This window comes from Caldimonas hydrothermalis, assembly GCF_056746695.1.
The window spans coordinates 48869-64380 of the sequence record NZ_JBWQXA010000011.1 but is presented as its reverse complement, the minus strand read 5'-3'; the positions used below and the strand labels follow the sequence as shown (position 1 = coordinate 64380).

14 protein-coding genes are annotated in these 15512 nt (G+C 69.8%); 7 read left to right on the top strand and 7 right to left on the bottom strand.

The annotated features are described in order from the left end of the window. The first annotated feature begins 214 nt into the window (after positions 1-214). Genes AC1ECW_RS13555 through AC1ECW_RS13545 form a run of 3 tightly spaced genes read left to right on the top strand, consistent with a single transcriptional unit; the run spans position 215 to position 4215 of the window. Positions 215-1129, top strand: a complete 915-nt coding sequence (locus AC1ECW_RS13555) for a DUF4394 domain-containing protein (RefSeq protein ID WP_481202036.1) — start codon at positions 215-217, stop codon at positions 1127-1129. 12 nt (positions 1130-1141) lie between these two features. Then, positions 1142-1744 (top strand): methylamine utilization protein, encoded by a 603-nt coding sequence (locus tag AC1ECW_RS13550; protein ID WP_409710125.1) that lies wholly within the window; start codon positions 1142-1144, stop codon positions 1742-1744. Beyond that, positions 1744-4215 (top strand): putative bifunctional diguanylate cyclase/phosphodiesterase, encoded by a 2472-nt coding sequence (locus tag AC1ECW_RS13545; protein WP_481202035.1) that lies wholly within the window; start codon positions 1744-1746, stop codon positions 4213-4215. The genes AC1ECW_RS13550 and AC1ECW_RS13545 overlap by 1 nt, the downstream gene beginning before the upstream one ends. A gap of 260 nt (positions 4216-4475) precedes the next feature. Here the strand turns inward: AC1ECW_RS13545 and soxZ are convergent, their stop codons facing one another. The 4 genes from soxZ to ssb all read right to left on the bottom strand — a co-directional run bounded on the left by soxZ (position 4476) and on the right by ssb (position 6484). After that, complete coding sequence (gene soxZ, locus AC1ECW_RS13540) at positions 4476-4787, bottom strand: thiosulfate oxidation carrier complex protein SoxZ (protein WP_409709935.1); 312 nt, start codon at positions 4785-4787, stop codon at positions 4476-4478. A gap of 28 nt (positions 4788-4815) precedes the next feature. Then, on the bottom strand, positions 4816-5283 hold the full coding sequence (gene soxY, locus AC1ECW_RS13535) for a thiosulfate oxidation carrier protein SoxY (RefSeq protein WP_409709938.1): 468 nt from the start codon (positions 5281-5283) through the stop codon (positions 4816-4818). A gap of 483 nt (positions 5284-5766) precedes the next feature. Then, positions 5767-6021: an AbrB/MazE/SpoVT family DNA-binding domain-containing protein gene (locus AC1ECW_RS13530; RefSeq protein WP_481202034.1), complete on the bottom strand. Its 255-nt coding sequence runs from the start codon at positions 6019-6021 to the stop codon at positions 5767-5769. Next, positions 5993-6484: a single-stranded DNA-binding protein gene (gene ssb, locus AC1ECW_RS13525; RefSeq protein ID WP_409709944.1), complete on the bottom strand. Its 492-nt coding sequence runs from the start codon at positions 6482-6484 to the stop codon at positions 5993-5995. The genes AC1ECW_RS13530 and ssb overlap by 29 nt, the downstream gene beginning before the upstream one ends. A 108-nt stretch (positions 6485-6592) precedes the next feature. Between ssb and AC1ECW_RS13520 the strand changes: the two genes are divergently transcribed. Beyond that, positions 6593-7969 carry a chloride channel protein gene (locus tag AC1ECW_RS13520; protein ID WP_409709947.1) on the top strand — a complete coding sequence of 459 codons (1377 nt, stop codon included), beginning with the start codon at positions 6593-6595 and terminating at the stop codon, positions 7967-7969. On the opposite strand, the gene AC1ECW_RS13515 is transcribed toward AC1ECW_RS13520, so the two are convergent. After that, positions 7918-9147 (bottom strand): MFS transporter, encoded by a 1230-nt coding sequence (locus AC1ECW_RS13515; RefSeq protein WP_481202033.1) that lies wholly within the window; start codon positions 9145-9147, stop codon positions 7918-7920. The two genes, AC1ECW_RS13520 and AC1ECW_RS13515, sit on opposite strands and share 52 nt — an antisense overlap. Between AC1ECW_RS13515 and recQ the strand changes: the two genes are divergently transcribed. The 3 genes from recQ to sorU all read left to right on the top strand — a co-directional run bounded on the left by recQ (position 9146) and on the right by sorU (position 12947). After that, complete coding sequence (gene recQ, locus AC1ECW_RS13510; RefSeq protein WP_481202032.1) at positions 9146-11095, top strand: DNA helicase RecQ; 1950 nt, start codon at positions 9146-9148, stop codon at positions 11093-11095. The genes AC1ECW_RS13515 and recQ overlap by 2 nt on opposite strands. 197 nt (positions 11096-11292) lie before the next feature. Beyond that, positions 11293-12501, top strand: coding sequence for a SorT family sulfite dehydrogenase catalytic subunit (gene sorT / locus AC1ECW_RS13505; RefSeq protein ID WP_409709275.1), 1209 nt, complete (start codon positions 11293-11295; stop codon positions 12499-12501). Positions 12502-12593: 92 nt separating this feature from the next. Then, positions 12594-12947, top strand: a complete 354-nt coding sequence (gene sorU, locus AC1ECW_RS13500; RefSeq protein WP_409709272.1) for a SorU family sulfite dehydrogenase c-type cytochrome subunit — start codon at positions 12594-12596, stop codon at positions 12945-12947. Between the two features lie 9 nt (positions 12948-12956). Here the strand turns inward: sorU and AC1ECW_RS13495 are convergent, their stop codons facing one another. Together AC1ECW_RS13495 and AC1ECW_RS13490 are read right to left on the bottom strand one after the other, a co-directional pair. Beyond that, positions 12957-13814, bottom strand: a complete 858-nt coding sequence (locus AC1ECW_RS13495; protein WP_409709269.1) for a universal stress protein — start codon at positions 13812-13814, stop codon at positions 12957-12959. A gap of 13 nt (positions 13815-13827) precedes the next feature. Continuing rightward, on the bottom strand, positions 13828-15306 hold the full coding sequence (locus AC1ECW_RS13490; protein ID WP_409709266.1) for a SulP family inorganic anion transporter: 1479 nt from the start codon (positions 15304-15306) through the stop codon (positions 13828-13830). Positions 15307-15512: the final 206 nt, after the last annotated feature.

Sequence of the window (15512 nt, the reverse complement as noted above, 5' to 3'; positions counted from 1 at the left end):
GTGCCCCAAGACAGGGGTCAGATCAAATCTTCTGCCTTTAACTGCATGGCTGGGTGCGGCATCCCGCTGTCAACTTGCGCGATCTCGATTTGCTGCTCTCCCGCATGAACAGGGGCGATGCGGGCCATGACCCCTGCCCCAAGGGTCAAGTTGGGTTGACCGTTGCCGATATGGTGACGAGCATGTTTGTGATCCGAACCGTGGAGTGCTGTCGATGAATCGTCGTCGTTGGGCCCTGGCGTCCAGCCTGATCATGGCCCTGGGGGGCTGCGCCGCACCGCCGGTGCCCGTCGAGCCTGCGCCGCTGGCTCAGCCGGATCGTCCGGTCGCGGCGCCCCTGCGGGTGTGGGTGCTCACCTTTTCACATCAGCTTCTGCAGATCGATCCGGACCGTCCACAGCAGGTGCTGCAACGGGTGCCGCTGCAGGGCCTGGCCCATGGCGAGGCGATCGTCGGCATCGACTACCGCGTCGCTCGCGGCCAGCTCTATGCGCTGAGCAGCCAGGGCCGCCTGTACACGCTCGACCCCGCCCAAGGGCGGCTGCTACGCCTGGGCACGGCCGATTGGCCGCTGCGCCTGCACGGCGGCGCGATCGGTTTCGATTTCAACCCGGCCGCCGACCGCATTCGCATCGTCACCGGGCGCGGCCAGAACCTGCGCGCCCACCCCGACACCGGGGCGCTGGTGGACGCCGACCCGAACGCTGACGGCTTCCAACCCGACGGCGACTTGCGCTATGCCGATGGCGACCCGAACGCCGGGCGCAGCCCGCGCATCGAGGCCGCGGCCTACACCTACAACAAGCAGGACGAAAAGCTCACCACGAACTACGCCATCGACGCCGGCCTGGGGCTGCTGGTGCGCCAGGGTTCGCCGGAAGGCGCGCAGCCGATGGTGTCGCCGAACACCGGTCAACTCTTCACCGTGGGCTCGCTGGGCCTGCCCACGCCGCTGCGCCAGGTGTCCTTCGACATCGCCGACCTCGACAACACGGCGCTGGCGGCGGTGACGCTGCCGCGCGAGCGCGTGTCGCGGCTGGTGCGCATCGACCTCGACACGGGCCGTGCCCGGATGGTGGGCGTGATCGGTGCGGGCGAGCCGGTGCGTGCGCTGGCCATCGAACCGTGAGGGCGCTCGACCATGCGAGGCGGGCTGTTCCTGGGGTGGGGGGTCGTGGCGGCGCTGCAAGCGACCGCCGCCTGGGCGGCCGACGTCACGGTCAGTGTGGTCGATGCCCAGGGCCGCTCGCTCGACGAGGCGGTGGTGGCCTTGCTGCCCCGTGGGAGCGTCCCGCCGCTGCCGCCCGGGGCCCAGGCGGTCATCGAGCAGCGCGCACGCCAGTTCCTGCCGCGGGTGACCGTGGTGCAGACGGGCACGCCGGTGCATTTTCCCAATCACGACACGGTGCGCCACCACGTCTATTCTTTCTCGCCCATCAAAACCTTCGAGATCAAGCTCTACGTCGGCACGCCCGCGCAGCCGGTGGTCTTCGACAAGCCGGGCACGGCGGTACTGGGCTGCAACATCCATGACCAGATGGTGGCCTGGGTGCACGTGGTCGACACGCCCTGGTTCGCGGTGACCCGCGACGGCAGGGCCCGCATCACGCAAGTGCCTGCGGGCGCCTACCAGCTCCAGGTGTGGCATCCGCGCTGGCCGCAGGGGCAGGCGCCCCATCGCCAGCCGCTCACGCTCGAGGCCCGCGGGGCCGAGGTGGCGGTGCGTCTCGAGGTGAGTCCCTGATGCCGGCGCGGACCGATCGCACGCTGCGGGCTTGGCTCTCGCGCCGGCTGAGCCGGCGCATCGTCACGCTGTTTCTCGGGCTGCTGCTGGCGGTGCAGGCGCTGAGCTTCCTGGCCATCCGCGAGAGCGTCGCTCGCAATGCCCGCGGTCAGATCGCCCAGGAGCTGCAGCTCGGCGAGCGCGTGTTCCGACGCCTGCTGGCGCAAAACGCACAGAAGCTCAGTGACGGCGCCACGTTGCTGGCGTCCGACTACGGCTTCCGTTCGGCGGTGGCCACCAACGACACCGACACCATCGGCTCGGTGCTGCTCAATCACGGCGAGCGCATCGGGGCCTCGATCGCGCTGCTGCTCGACACGCGCTTTGCGCTGCGCGCCGCCGCCCAGCAGGAGGCGACGGCCCTGATGCCGGCCGTGCACCGCCTGGCCGAGCGCACGGCCTTTGGCACGAGCCAGCGGCCGGCCAGCGAAGTCGTCGCGTTGGGCGGCCAGGCCTATCAACTGGTGATGGTGCCCCTGCGGGCTCCGCTGGTGATCGGCTGGGTCGTGATGGGCTTCGACATCGGCCCCGCGCTGGTGCGCGACATGCGCGAGATCACCGCCTTGCAGACCAGCCTGCTCGTGCGTCCCGATGACCGCGGGTCGTGGCGCGTCGGGGCCTCCACGCTGACGCAGGACCTGGCGGCTGCGCTGACCACGGTGGACTGGGAGGGCAGTGCCCCCTCCGCAGCCGTGCAGCGCGCCTCCTTGATGATCGAAGGCGAGGACTTCAGCGCCCGCAGCTTCGTGCTCAACCCGGACGACGGCGGCAGCGTGCGCGCGGTGCTGATGCGCTCGGTGGACGAGGCCGTGGCGCCGTATCGGCAGCTCCAGCTCGTGATGGCGATGATCACCCTGCTGGGGGTGGTCGTCTTTGCGGCCGGCAGCGTGCTCACTGCGCGGCGCATCACCACCCCGGTGCGCGCCCTGGTGCGGGCGGCCGAACGCCTGGGCCAGGGCGATTACCACGCTCCCGTCGAGGTGAGCAGCGCCGACGAGATCGGCGAACTGGCCCAGGCCTTCGAGCACATGCGCGTGAGCGTGGACGCCCAGCAGCGCGAAATCACCCGCTTGGCCTACTGGGACAGCCTGACCGGCCTGCCCAACCGTGCCCAGTTCCGGGTGTCCGCCTCGGCGGCCCTGGCCGAGGCGGGCCGCCCTGCGGTGCTGGTGCCCGGGGAGCGTCGAGAGGGCTCCAGTGGGCATGTCTCGGTCCTCATGCTCGACATGGACCGCTTCAAGCATGTGAACGACGTGATGGGCTACGAGATCGGCGACCGCGTGCTGCAGCAGGTGGCGCAGCGGCTCGGGCAGGTCTGCGTGCGCCGGGGCGATCTCGTGGCGCGCCTGAGCGGCGACGAGTTCGCCGTGCTCCTACCGGCTGCCGACACCCGCGATGCCCTGCACGTGGCCGAGCGCGTGGCGGCCGCCTTCGAAGCCCCGCTGGTGCTGGAGGACCAGACCATCGACCTGCGTGCGAGCATCGGCGTGGCCACCAGCCCGGACCATGCCCAGGATGCCGACACCCTGCTCAGCCGCGCCGAGGTGGCGATGTATGCCGCCAAGCGCCGTGGCGCCGGTGCACTGGCCTACGACCCGGCCTTCGACTCGGGCAGCGCCCGCACGATCTCGCTGCTCAGCGGATTGCGCCGCGCCATCGACCAGGGCGAGTTGCGCCTGGTGCTGCAGCCCAAGGTGGCCTTGCACAGCGCGTGTGTCGAAGGGGCCGAGGCCCTGGTGCGCTGGCAGCACCCGCAGCGCGGCCTGGTGCCTCCGATGGAATTCATCCCCTTTGCCGAGCAGACCGGCTTCATCCGCACCCTCACCGCCTGGATCCTCGACGAATGCCTGCGCACCTGGCGTGACCTTCGCGCGCAGGGGCTGGCCGTGCCGCTGTCGGTGAACCTGTCCACGCGCGACCTGATGGACCTGGAGCTGCCGCAGAAGTTCGCCGCATTGCTGCAGCGCCATGGCGCGCCAGCCGAGGCCCTGTGCCTGGAGATCACCGAAAGCGCCATCATGGACGACCCGGCCCGTGCGCAGCACACGCTGGAACGCCTGAACGAGATGGGCCTGCGGCTGGCGATCGACGACTTCGGCACGGGCTACTCGTCCCTGGCCTATCTCAAGCGCCTGCCGGTGCACGAGCTCAAGATCGACAAGTCCTTCGTGATGCAGATGGAGCGCGACAGCGACGACGCCAAGATCGTGCGCTCCACCGTGGACCTGGCGCACAACCTTGGCCTGTCGGTGGTGGCCGAAGGGGTGGAGACGGCCTCCCACTGGCGCGCGCTCAGGAGCCTGGACTGCGACCTCGCCCAGGGCTACCTGATCGCCCGCCCCCTGCCGGCCGGCGAGTTTGCGGCCTGGGTGCGGCGGTGGACCGAACACGACGCACGGGTGCTGCAGGAAGCGCCCACGACCCTCCTCTGACCCGGTTCCGTCCCGGGGACCGCTGGACGCGCGTCCAGCCGCTGCGCGCGGCGCAATCCAGGCGTATTCCTTTCAGAATGCATGCGCCGGCCCCACGGCGCCTGTGGCCCTCGAAGGCACACACCTGGCCCCCTGCTTGTCCCACTGCCTGGTGGCCCCTGACGGCTCCGCCCGCGCCGACAAGGCCCGGGCCTTGGCGATGAAGATGACGCGCGAACGACGGGGCCCACGCGTCAGTGCGGTGCGTGGTGGTGCGCTGATCAGCCGACGGTGGTCTCGTCGGTTTGGGTGGCGCCGCGGTTGTCCACCCAGGTGACGGCGATGCGGTCGCCGGCCTTGGCCCCTTTCACCACGAACTGCAGAAAGGGGTTTTTGGAGATCGCCGTTCCCCAGTACGCCGTCATCACCACCTGGCCATTGTGGCGCACGCTCACCTGCTGGATGTACCAGGCCGGGATCACGGCGCCGGCGGCGTCCTTGCGCTGGCCGGTTTCCATCTCGTGGGCCATCAGCACCCGCACGGTGGCCTTGCCCCCCGAGGCCTGGGCCCGCAGTCGCATCCGTTCGGTCATGTCCTTGGCTCCTTGCCGTCCCCGCCGCTCAGAATCCGCAGCCGCCCAGCGTTACGCGCACCTCCTTGCGCGCGAACAGCACGCGGCCGTCGCCCATCACCGCCACACCGTAGACAGGGGATGACTCGCTCATCTTCACCCGCGTCGACAGGCTGGGCTCGATGGCCTCGGTGAGGTCGAACACGGCCGCCAGGATGTTGGGATTCTTCTCGATCAGCAGCAGCAGCCGCTTCACGCCGGTCAGCGCGGTGGACAGGCCCAGCGGCACCAGCGCGCCGTTTTCGGCGATGTCCGGTGCACTGAGATGAAGCTCGGTGCTGGCCACGGGGCGGGCGTGGCCCAGGGCCTTGAGCGCATCGTCCATCGAGCGCGTCTCGAAGGCGGCCTTGGGATAGCCACCGGCCTGGGCCAGCGCCACACCCGGCCACACGCCGGCTGCGGCCATCAGCGAGGCCACGGTGGCGGCATGGGCGAGGGCCTGTCTGCGGGTGGGCATGAGAAGTCCTGATCTTCGGGGCCGGCCAACGCCGGCAAGGCTGCCAATTGTCTCAGGCACCGCGCGGGGCTGCCATGCCGGCCGCCGGAAGCCGACCCGTGAGCCGGGTTGAAGCGCCCGCGGCTCAGCGGCCTCCATGCCGCCGTACTTGGCGCGCCACTGGTAGATGGTGGGTTTGCTGAACCCGCCGTGGCGGCAGACATCTTTGTTGACCGGCAGGCCTGACCCGGCCTGCTGCAAGGTACAAGGGCACACCCAGCACCTGCCCCGCGCGCGCCTCATGTTCGACAAGTTCCACGTCGTCTGGCGAATTCAGGAACGCACCAGGCGGCGGCGAGGGCTCGGCGCGCTCTCGCGGGTGTACCAGTGGGCCACGGCGTTGCTGAGCGGTTCATTCAGGAACACGGGCACGAGCACGCTGGTGTCGACATGGACCGTGTCAGTGCCGTGCCCCGCTGCGCAGTGCTTCGATCACGGGCTCGCTCATGGGCATGGCGTTGCGGGCCTCGGCCAGTTCCCGCGAAAGCCTTGCGGTCCCACTGCGCTGGCCGGATCGACAGGCGTGCCGTCCACGCTGAACTGGGCCTCGACCGTGGCCCCTTCACGCAACCCGAGCCGGCGCACGGTGTCGGCCGGGATCCGCAGGGCCAGGCTGTTGCCCCACTTTGCAACTTGCAGGCGCATCAGGCTCGCTCGTTCGAGCGAAAGCTCAAAACGGAATATCGTCATCCATGTCATCGAAGCCCGTGCTGGACTTCTGGGGCGCGGGCTTGGACGCCGCTGGGGCGCGGGCGGCCGGGCGGGAGCCACCACCGCCGCCTTCGCTGCTGCGGCTGTAGCCGCCGCCACCTTCGTCGCCGCCGCCGTCACGGCCGCCGAGCATCTGCATCTGGTCGGCGATGATCTCGGTGGTGTACTTCTCGACGCCGTCCTTGTCCTGCCACTTGCGGGTCTTCAGCCGGCCTTCCACGTAGACCGAGCGGCCCTTCTTGAGGTACTCGCCGGCGATCTCGGCCAGGCGGTCGTAGAAGACCACGCGGTGCCATTCGGTTTCCTCCATGCGCTCGCCGGAGGTCTTGTCCTTCCAGTTGCGCGAGGTGGCGATGGTCACATTGCAGATGGCGGCGCCATTGGGGGTGTAGCGCACCTCGGGGTCGCGGCCGAGGTTGCCGATGAGGATGACTTTGTTGATCGAGGCCATGGCCGGCTCCTGGGAAACTGAAAGTGTCGATTCAATCGGCCATTATGCCGGGCGCGGGTCTTGCAGGGGCTCCCCCATCGGCGGGCTGCGCTTACAGTTGGCAACCAGATGACCCCTCCCCACCATGAACCGGATTTCCTGGCCAATGTGCGCCGGGAGTTGAGCGACACCCGCGCCTGGGTCGATCGCCTCATCGTGCTGGCCTACGCCGCTGCCGCCGGCCTGTTCATCGTGGGCTTCACGCTGCTCAGCAACGCCGCGCTGCACCAGTTCGAAGGGCTCACCGGGCCGCGCCCGTGGCTGGCGCTGGTGTGGACGCCCGCCTGGGTGGTGGCCATCGTGTGGATCACGCAGCGCTTCTTTCCGGGCGCGGCCGGCTCGGGCATTCCGCAGGTCACGGCGGCGATGGACCCGTCGGTGGAGCCCGGGCCGCGCAAGCTGTTCGTCTCGCTGCGCCTGAGCTGCGCGAAGCTGGTGCTCACCTCGGGCTCGATGCTGGCTGGCTTGTCGGTGGGCCGCGAAGGGCCGGCGGTGCAGGTGGGCGCGGGCGTGATGCTGCACGCGCGGCGCTGGCTGTCGCCACGCTCGGGCATCGACGACCGCGCGCTGCTGGCCGCCGGCGGCGCGGCCGGCATCGCCGCGGCCTTCAATGCGCCGCTGGCCGGGGTGGTGTTCTGCATCGAGCAGTTCTGGCGCGGACTCGACAGCCGGGCCAGCTCGGTGGTGATCGGGGCCATTGTGCTGGCGGGCCTGATGGCGGTGTCGGTGTTCGGCAACTTCACCTACTTCGGCGTGATCCGCGTGGGCGCGCTGGACGCTGACCTGCTGCTGCCCGCCGCCGGCGTGATCGTGGCCAGCGGCCTGTTGGGCGGCCTGATGGCGCGGCTGCTGGTGGTGTCGATGACCGGCCTGCCCGACCGCGTGAGCCGGTGGCGCGCGCGCCATCCGCTGCGCTTTGCGGCGGCCTGCGGCTTTGCGGTGGCGCTGATCGGCTGGGTGAGCGGCGGGGCCACGTCAGGCGGCGGCGAGGCCCACACGCGCGAGCTGCTGGCCGGCCAGGCTGACCAGCAGCCCGGGCTCTTCGTGCTGCTGAAGTTCGTGGCCACCTGGCTGTCGAACTGGTCGGGCGTGCCGGGCGGGATCTTTGCGCCCTCGTTGTCCATCGGCGCGGGCCTGGGGCATGACGTGGCCGTGCTGCTGGGCCACCCGGCCACGCCGGCCTTGATCGCTATGGGCATGGCCGGCTTCCTGGCGGCGGCCACGCAGGCGCCGCTGACGGCTTTCATCATCGTGATGGAGATGGTGGACGGCCACGCGATGGTGCTCAGCCTGATGGCCGCGGCCATGCTGGCCAGCCTGGTGTCGCGCCTGCTCAGCCGCCCGCTCTACGGTGCGCTGGCCGAACTGCAGTTGCTGCGGCTGATGCCCAGGCCTCAGACCGCAGCGGAAGCGGGCCCGTCCGGCGAGGCGGGCGCGGCACGCTGACGCGAGGGCGCACGCATCGGCCAGGCCAGCACCAGCCAGGCCAGCAGCGCGCCTGCGCACACGTGGAAGACGGCGGCATAGCCCCAGTGCGTGGCCAGCCAGCCGCCCAGGGCGCCGCCGGCAAACAGGCCCAGCGACTGCGCGGTGTTGTACACCCCCAGCGCCAGGCCCTTGGCCGAGGGCGGCGCCACGCGCGAGACCAGCGAGGGCAGCGAGGCTTCGAGGATGTTGAAGCCCACGAAGAAGGCCAGCAGCAGGCCCACCAGCGCGGCCGGCACCTGCCACCACCAGCCCAGGCCGGCCAGCGTGAGCGCCAGCAAGGCCACGCTGCCCAGGAAGACGGCGCGCACGCGGCCGGCGCGTTCGCCCCACAGCAACGGCGGCAGCATCAGCACGAAGGACGCCAGCACCACGGGCAGATAGACCCAGCCATGGCGCTGCACCGGCAGCCCAAGGTGTTCGACCAGGGCCACGGGCACGGCCACGAACATCGCCATCTGCACCAGGTGCAGCACGAAGATGCCGCCGTTCAGGCGCAGCAGTTCGGGATGAGCCACCACCTCGGTCCAGCGCAGCGACGACGGCGCCGCGGCATGCCGGGGCGCGGCCGGCACCAGCCACAGCACCACGGCGATGCCCGCCAGGGCCAGGGCGCCGGTGAGCGCAAACAGGCCGTCCATGCCGATTGCCGCATAGAGCCAGGGCCCGGCCACCAGCGACAGCGCAAACACCAGGCCGATGGAGCCGCCCACCATCGCCATGGCTTTGGTGCGCACGGTCTCGCGCGTGCTGTCGGCGATCAGCGCGGTAACGGCGGCCGACACGGCGCCCGCGCCCTGCAGGGCCCGCCCGACGATCACGCCCGTCAGGCCCTCGGCCGCGGCCGCGACGAACGAGCCCAGCGCAAACACCAGCAGCCCGGCGACGATGACCGGTTTGCGGCCGAAGCGGTCCGAGGCCCAGCCGAAGGGCAGTTGCAGCGCCGCCTGCGTGAGACCGTAAATGCCGATCGCCAGGCCCACCAGCGTGACCTGCTCGGCCCCGGGCAGGCTGCGGGCATGCACGGCGAACACCGGCAGGATGAGGAAGAGCCCCAGCATGCGCAGGGCGAAGATGGCCGCCAGCCAGGCACTGGCGCGGCGCTCGTCGGGCGTGAAACGATGGGCAGGCGTGGACATGGGCGAAGTCTTCATTGTCCCAGATCGTCCGGGCTCGCGGCGCCGGCTTGGCGTAGCATCGCGGCTTGCCCGCCGGCCCGTCCCCGCTCCTGCCCGTCCCGTGACTGCTCCCAGCGACCCGCTGTCCATCCTCCAGGAAGTCTTTGGCTACCCCGCCTTCCGTGGCCGCCAGGCTGAGATCGTCGAGCATGTGACGGCCGGCGGCGACGCCCTGGTGCTGATGCCCACCGGCGGGGGCAAGAGCCTGTGTTACCAGGTGCCAGCCATCGCCCGCCATCGCCGCCGCTGCGGTGTCACCGTGGTGGTGAGCCCGCTGATCGCCCTGATGCATGACCAGGTCGGCGCGCTGGAGGAGGCCGGCGTGCACGCCGCCTTCCTGAATTCCACGCTGAGCCTGGAGCAGACCCAGCAGGTCGAGCGCGAGATGATGAGCGCTCGTCTCGTGCTGCTGTATGCCGCGCCCGAGCGCGTGACCACTGCGCGCTTCCTGGCCCAGCTCGATTCGCTGCACGAGCGCGGCCTGCTGAGCCTGTTCGCCATCGACGAGGCCCATTGCGTGAGCCAATGGGGCCACGACTTCCGTGCCGAGTACCTTGGGCTGTCGGTGCTGCACGAGCGCTACCCCGACGTGCCGCGCATCGCGCTGACGGCCACGGCCGACGAGCACACCCGCGCCGACATTCTGGCGCGCCTGGCGTTGCACGACGCCCGGGTCTTCATCAGCAGCTTCGACCGGCCCAACATCCGCTACCACATCGTCGAGAAAGACAACCCGCGCCTGCAGCTCCTGCGTTTCCTGCGCACCGAGCATGCGGGCGAGGCCGGCATCGTCTACTGCCAAAGCCGCAAGAAGGTGGAAGAGACGGCCGCCTGGCTCACCGCCGAGGGCATCCCGGCCCTGCCTTACCACGCCGGGCTCGAGGCGGCCGTGCGCCAGCAGCACCAGGACCGCTTCTTGCGCGAGGACGGCCTGGTGATGGTGGCCACCATCGCCTTCGGCATGGGCATCGACAAGCCCGATGTGCGCTTCGTGGCCCACCTGGACCTGCCCAAGAACATCGAGAGCTACTACCAGGAGACCGGCCGCGCCGGGCGCGACGGCGAGCCCGCCCAGGCCTGGATGGCCTATGGCCTGGCCGACGTGGTGAACCAGCGCCGCATGATCGACGACAGCCCGGCCACCGAGGAGTTCAAGCGCGTGCAACGTGCCAAGCTCGACGCCTTGCTGGCCCTGGCCGAGGCGCACGACTGCCGGCGCGTGCGGCTGCTGGGCTACTTCGGCGAAGACAGCGAGCCCTGCGGCAACTGCGACAACTGCCTGAGTCCGCCGGCGACATGGGATGCGACCGAGGCGGCGCGCAAGGCGCTGTCATGCATCTACCGTTTCCGGCCCAGGAGCTTCGGGGCGGGGCATCTCATCGACGTGCTGCGAGGCCAGCGCACGCCCAAGGTGCAGCAGTACGGCCACGAGGCGCTCAGCACCTTTGGCATCGGCGCCGACCTGTCGGAGCCGCAGTGGCGCTCGGTGCTGCGCCAACTCGTGGCCTTGGGCCATGTGGTGGCCGAGGGCGAGTTCAACACCCTGTCGCTGACCGACAGCGCCCGCGCCGTGCTGCGCGGCGAGGTGTCGCTGCGCCTGCGCGTGCCCGCCGATGGGGGGCGGGGCCGCGCGGCCGTGGGCCTGCGCGGCAAGGCCGCGGCCCGGGCCGCGGCGGCCGACCTGGACGCCCCCGCCCAGGCCCGCCTGCGGGCCCTCAAGGCCTGGCGCGCCGAGGTCGCGCGCGAGCACAACCTGCCCGCCTACATCGTCTTCAACGACGCCACCCTGGTGCAGATGGCGCGCGAGTGCCCTGCGAGCCTCGAGGCCCTGGCCGGCATCAGCGGTGTGGGCGCCAAGAAGCTGGAGGCCTACGGGCGTGAACTGCTGCGTGTTCTCGACAGCGTTTGACCCCTGCGTGCACGGCCGCAGGGTTGTTGCGATGCCGCAAGCCCTTGATGGCGGGGCGGTTTTCGGTGCTCTCTTGTTGTAACAAGACGCAACATTCGCCGTGGACGTCATGCGCTCTTGTCACACTTCGCGGTGGTGTCCTGCCGGCCTGTGCTGGCGGAGCTGCCGACCATTTGATGAATCAGGAGAAAACGACCATGCAAGAGACACCGACCTCGCTGCCGCGCCGCCATCTGCTGGTGGGCAGCGCCAGTGCGCTGGCCGGCGTGGGCTTGGCCACCTGGACCCGCGGGGCCGTGGCGCAGGCCGCCGCACCCAAGCCGCTGCCGGCCTATGTGAGCTGGAAGGACGCATCGGCCCTCATCGTGCACAGCAGCAGCACGCTGGAGACCAAGCGCAGTGCCTTCGGCACGAGCGTCATCACGCCCAGTGAGCAGCTCTTCATCCGCAACAACCTGCCGGCGCCGGACCCCTCCATCCTGGACAACCGCGATGCCTGGACGGTTTCCTTCCAGGGCGTGAAGTCCCCGCGCGACCTCACCCTGGCCGAGTTGAAGACGCTGGGCATCGAGACCGTGGCGATGGTGCTGCAGTGCTCGGGCAACGGCCGCGGCTTCTTCCCGCACAAGCCCAGCGGGACGCCGTGGACGGTGGGCGCGGCCGGCTGCGTGGTCTGGAGCGGCGTGCCGCTGAAGAACGTGGTGCAGGCCCTGGGCGGTCTGGTCGACGGAGCCCGCTACATCACCGGCACCGGCGGCGAGAAGATCCCCGAGGGCGTGGACCCGAACTCGGTGAAGGTCGAGCGCTCGGTGCCGATTGCCGCGCTCGAAGACGCGCTGCTGGCCTGGGAGCTCAACGGCGCGCCGATCTCGCTGGCCCATGGCGGCCCGCTGCGCCTGATCGTGCCGGGCTACACCGGCGTGAACAACATCAAGTACGTGAAGAACGTGGCCTTCACGCCGCGCGAGACCACCGCGGGCATCATGGCCAACCGCTATCGCGTCAGCCCCGTGGGCGCCAAGGGCGGCCCCGAGCACGAGTCGGTGCTGGGCATGAACGTCAAGTCCTGGATCAACGGCCCGCTGTCCGAGCACGGCCCGGTCAAGGCCGGCCGGGTGCAGATCCACGGCGTGGCCTTTGGCGGCATCGAGGCGCTCAAGGGGGTCGAAGTATCGATCGACGGCGGCAAGACCTGGCAGGCCGCGCGCCTGGTGGGCCCCGACCTGGGCAAGTACGCCTGGCGCCAGTTCGTGTTCTCGGCCGACCTCAAGCCCGGCACCTACACCCTGGCCAGCCGCGCCACCGATGTCAAGGGCAATGTGCAGCCCGAGCAGCGCATGGAGAACCAGGACGGCTACAACAACAACAGCTGGGCCGACCACGCGGTGAAGCTCACCGTGGCCTGAGACTGCGGCGGGGCCATGGGCCCCGCCCTGCAGGCCCTCGCACGCTGCTTGCGGGCGGCCTTTGCCTCTATCTTGCTGCGTCTTTTGCCTCGATGTCCCGACCATCCTTTCCGACGATCCTTTGCCTGCGCGCCGCGATCGCGGCAGCCGTGGTCGGCCTGGCCTTGGGCGCCCAGGCCAGCGAAGCCGACAAGCTGGCGCTGGGCAAGCAACTGTTCCTTCAGGGGGCCACGCCGGCCTGCGCCGTTTGCCATGCCCTGGCCGATGCCGGCGCGCGAGGGGCCGTGGGCCCCTCGCTCGACGAACTGCGCCCGGACGCCGAGCGCGTGGCCAAGGCGGTGCGCAACGGCTTCGGCATCATGCCGGCCTACGAGCAGACCCTCAGCGCTGCCCAGATCGAGGCGCTGGCGCTGTACGTGGCGCACGCCACCGGCGCGAAGCGCTGAGCCGCGGTCTCAGCGCAACACCAAAACCGGCACTTCGCTGACGCGCAGCAGCGTCGAGGTGGTGCTCCCCAGTAACAGCCTTCGCAGCCAGGAGTGGCCGAAGGCCCCCATCACCAGCAAAGCGGGCTTGTGCGCCTTCACCAAGGCGGGCAGCACGGCCTCGGCCGGCCCGCGGGCCCATTCACTCTCGGCCCTCACACCCTCGCTGGCGAGCGTGCGGCAGGCCTCGTCGAGCTGTCGGCGGGCCGCAGGCGTGTCCTCGCCCGCGCGAACCACCAGCACCGGCAGCCCCTGCAGCAAGGGATGGCGGGCGATGCGACTCAGGCTGCGCCGCGAGGCGGCGCCGCCATCGAAAGCCAGCACCACACGGGAAGGCGCCTCGAAATGCTCGGTGGTGGCCACCAGCACCGGGGCGGCGACGCCACGGATCACACGCTCCACATGATGTTCCCGGTGGACCCGGCCGCCAGGCGCGGCGTGGTGGTGCTCGCCCAGCACGAACAGACCGGCGTCGCCCTGCATCTCGATCACCGTCTCGACGAAATCCCCGTGCCGCAGCCGGCCATCATGGTGCAACACCCCGGCGGCCTCGGCGCGCGCCCGGGCAGCGGCCACCAGGGCGCGCCCGGCTTCCCGGGCTTGTCGCCCGCGTCGGGCGTCATGCTCGCTCAGGTCATGCAGCAAGGTCTCCTGCGCCCCCAGGCCGATGGCGCCGCTGTAGTCCTTGACCTCGGCCACGGCATCAGGGCGCTCGATGACGTGCAGGAACTCGAGCTGACCCTGCAGCCGCTGGGCGGACCAGATGCCCCAATCGATCACGGCATCCGAGTTGGAACGACCGTCGATGCATGCGTATACCTTGTCCATGGGGCGCTCCTTCTCAGTGCATCAGTTGTTCGACGGCGCCAGGCTTGTCGTGCACGGCGAAGCGGTCCACCAGCGTGGCGCTGGCTTCGTTCAAGCCGCGCACCTCGACCTCGGTGCCTTCGCGCTTGAACTTCAGCACCACTTTGTCGAGCGCACTCACCGCGGTGATGTCCCAGAAGTGGGCGCGGCTCACGTCGATGCAGACCTTGTCGATCACCTCCTTGAAGTCGAAGGCGCCGGTGAAGGTTTCGGACGAGGCAAAGAAGACCTGGCCCACCACGGTGTAGGTGCGCACACGGCCGTCGGCGCTGCTGCTGCGGTCGATGCGCAGCACACGCCCCACCTTGTGGGCGAAGAAGATCCCCGACAGCAGCACGCCCACGAACACGCCCTGGGCCAGGTCGTGCGTGGCCACGGTGACGACCACGGTGGTCACCATCACGATCGACGAGCTTGGCGGGTGCTCGCGCAGCTTGCGGATGGAGTCCCAGTTGAAGGTGCCGATCGACACCATGATCATCACGGCCACCAGGGCGGCCATGGGAATCTGGCTCACCCAGGGGCCCAGGAAGACCACCATCAGCAGCAGGAACACGCCGGCCGAGAAGGTGGACAGTCGCCCGCGCCCGCCCGACTTCACGTTGATGACCGACTGGCCGATCATCGCGCAGCCGGCCATGCCGCCAATGAAGCCGGTGACCATGTTGGCCACGCCCTGGCCCACGCACTCGCGGTTCTTGTCGCTGGCGGTGTCGGTGAGTTCATCGACGATGGAGGCCGTCATCATCGATTCCAGCAGGCCTACCACGGCCAGCGTGGCCGAATAGGGCAGGATGATCTGGAGGGTTTCCAGGTTCAGCGGCACGTCGGGCCACAGGAAGACGGGCAGGCTGTCGGGCAGCTCGCCCATGTCGCCGACGGTGCGGATGTCCAGGTCGAGCACCATCGCCACAGCGGTGAGCACGATGATGGTCACCAGAGGGGACGGGACGGCTTTGCTGAGGTAGGGGAAGCCGTAGATGATGGCCAAGCCGGCGGCCGTCATCGCATACACCACCCAGCTCACGTCGGTGAGTTCGGGCAGCTGGGCCAGGAAGATCAGGATGGCCAGGGCGTTGACGAAGCCGGTGATCACCGAGCGCGAGACAAAACGCATCAGCGAGCCCAGGCGCAGCCAGCCGGCGAGCACCTGTAGCACGCCGGTGAGCACGGTGGCGGCCAGCAGGTACTGCAGGCCATGCTCCTTGACGAGCGTGACCATCACCAGCGCCATGGCCCCGGTGGCCGCCGAGATCATGCCCGGGCGCCCGCCGGTGAAAGCGATGATCACCGCGATGCTGAACGAGGCATACAGCCCGACCTTGGGGTCGACCCCGGCAATGATGGAAAAGGCAATGGCCTCGGGAATGAGCGCCAGGGCCACGACGAGGCCGGCGAGCAGGTCACCGCGGATGTTGGAGAACCACTCTCGGCGCGTGAAAACGGTGGACATGAAAAGACAGACGAGGCCCGCCGGCGCACCGGGAGCGCAAGAAAATCAGGGAATCGAAAGGGGGGAAGGCGGCGAACAGAGCATCGCCGCCCCGACAGCAAACGTACCAACCGGGCGGCCGAGCGACGTCAGGGCGGGGCGACCGCTCGAAAGAAGCCGCGCGCCAGACCCCAGCCGGGGTAGCAAGCCGGCACCGTGCCGTGGGA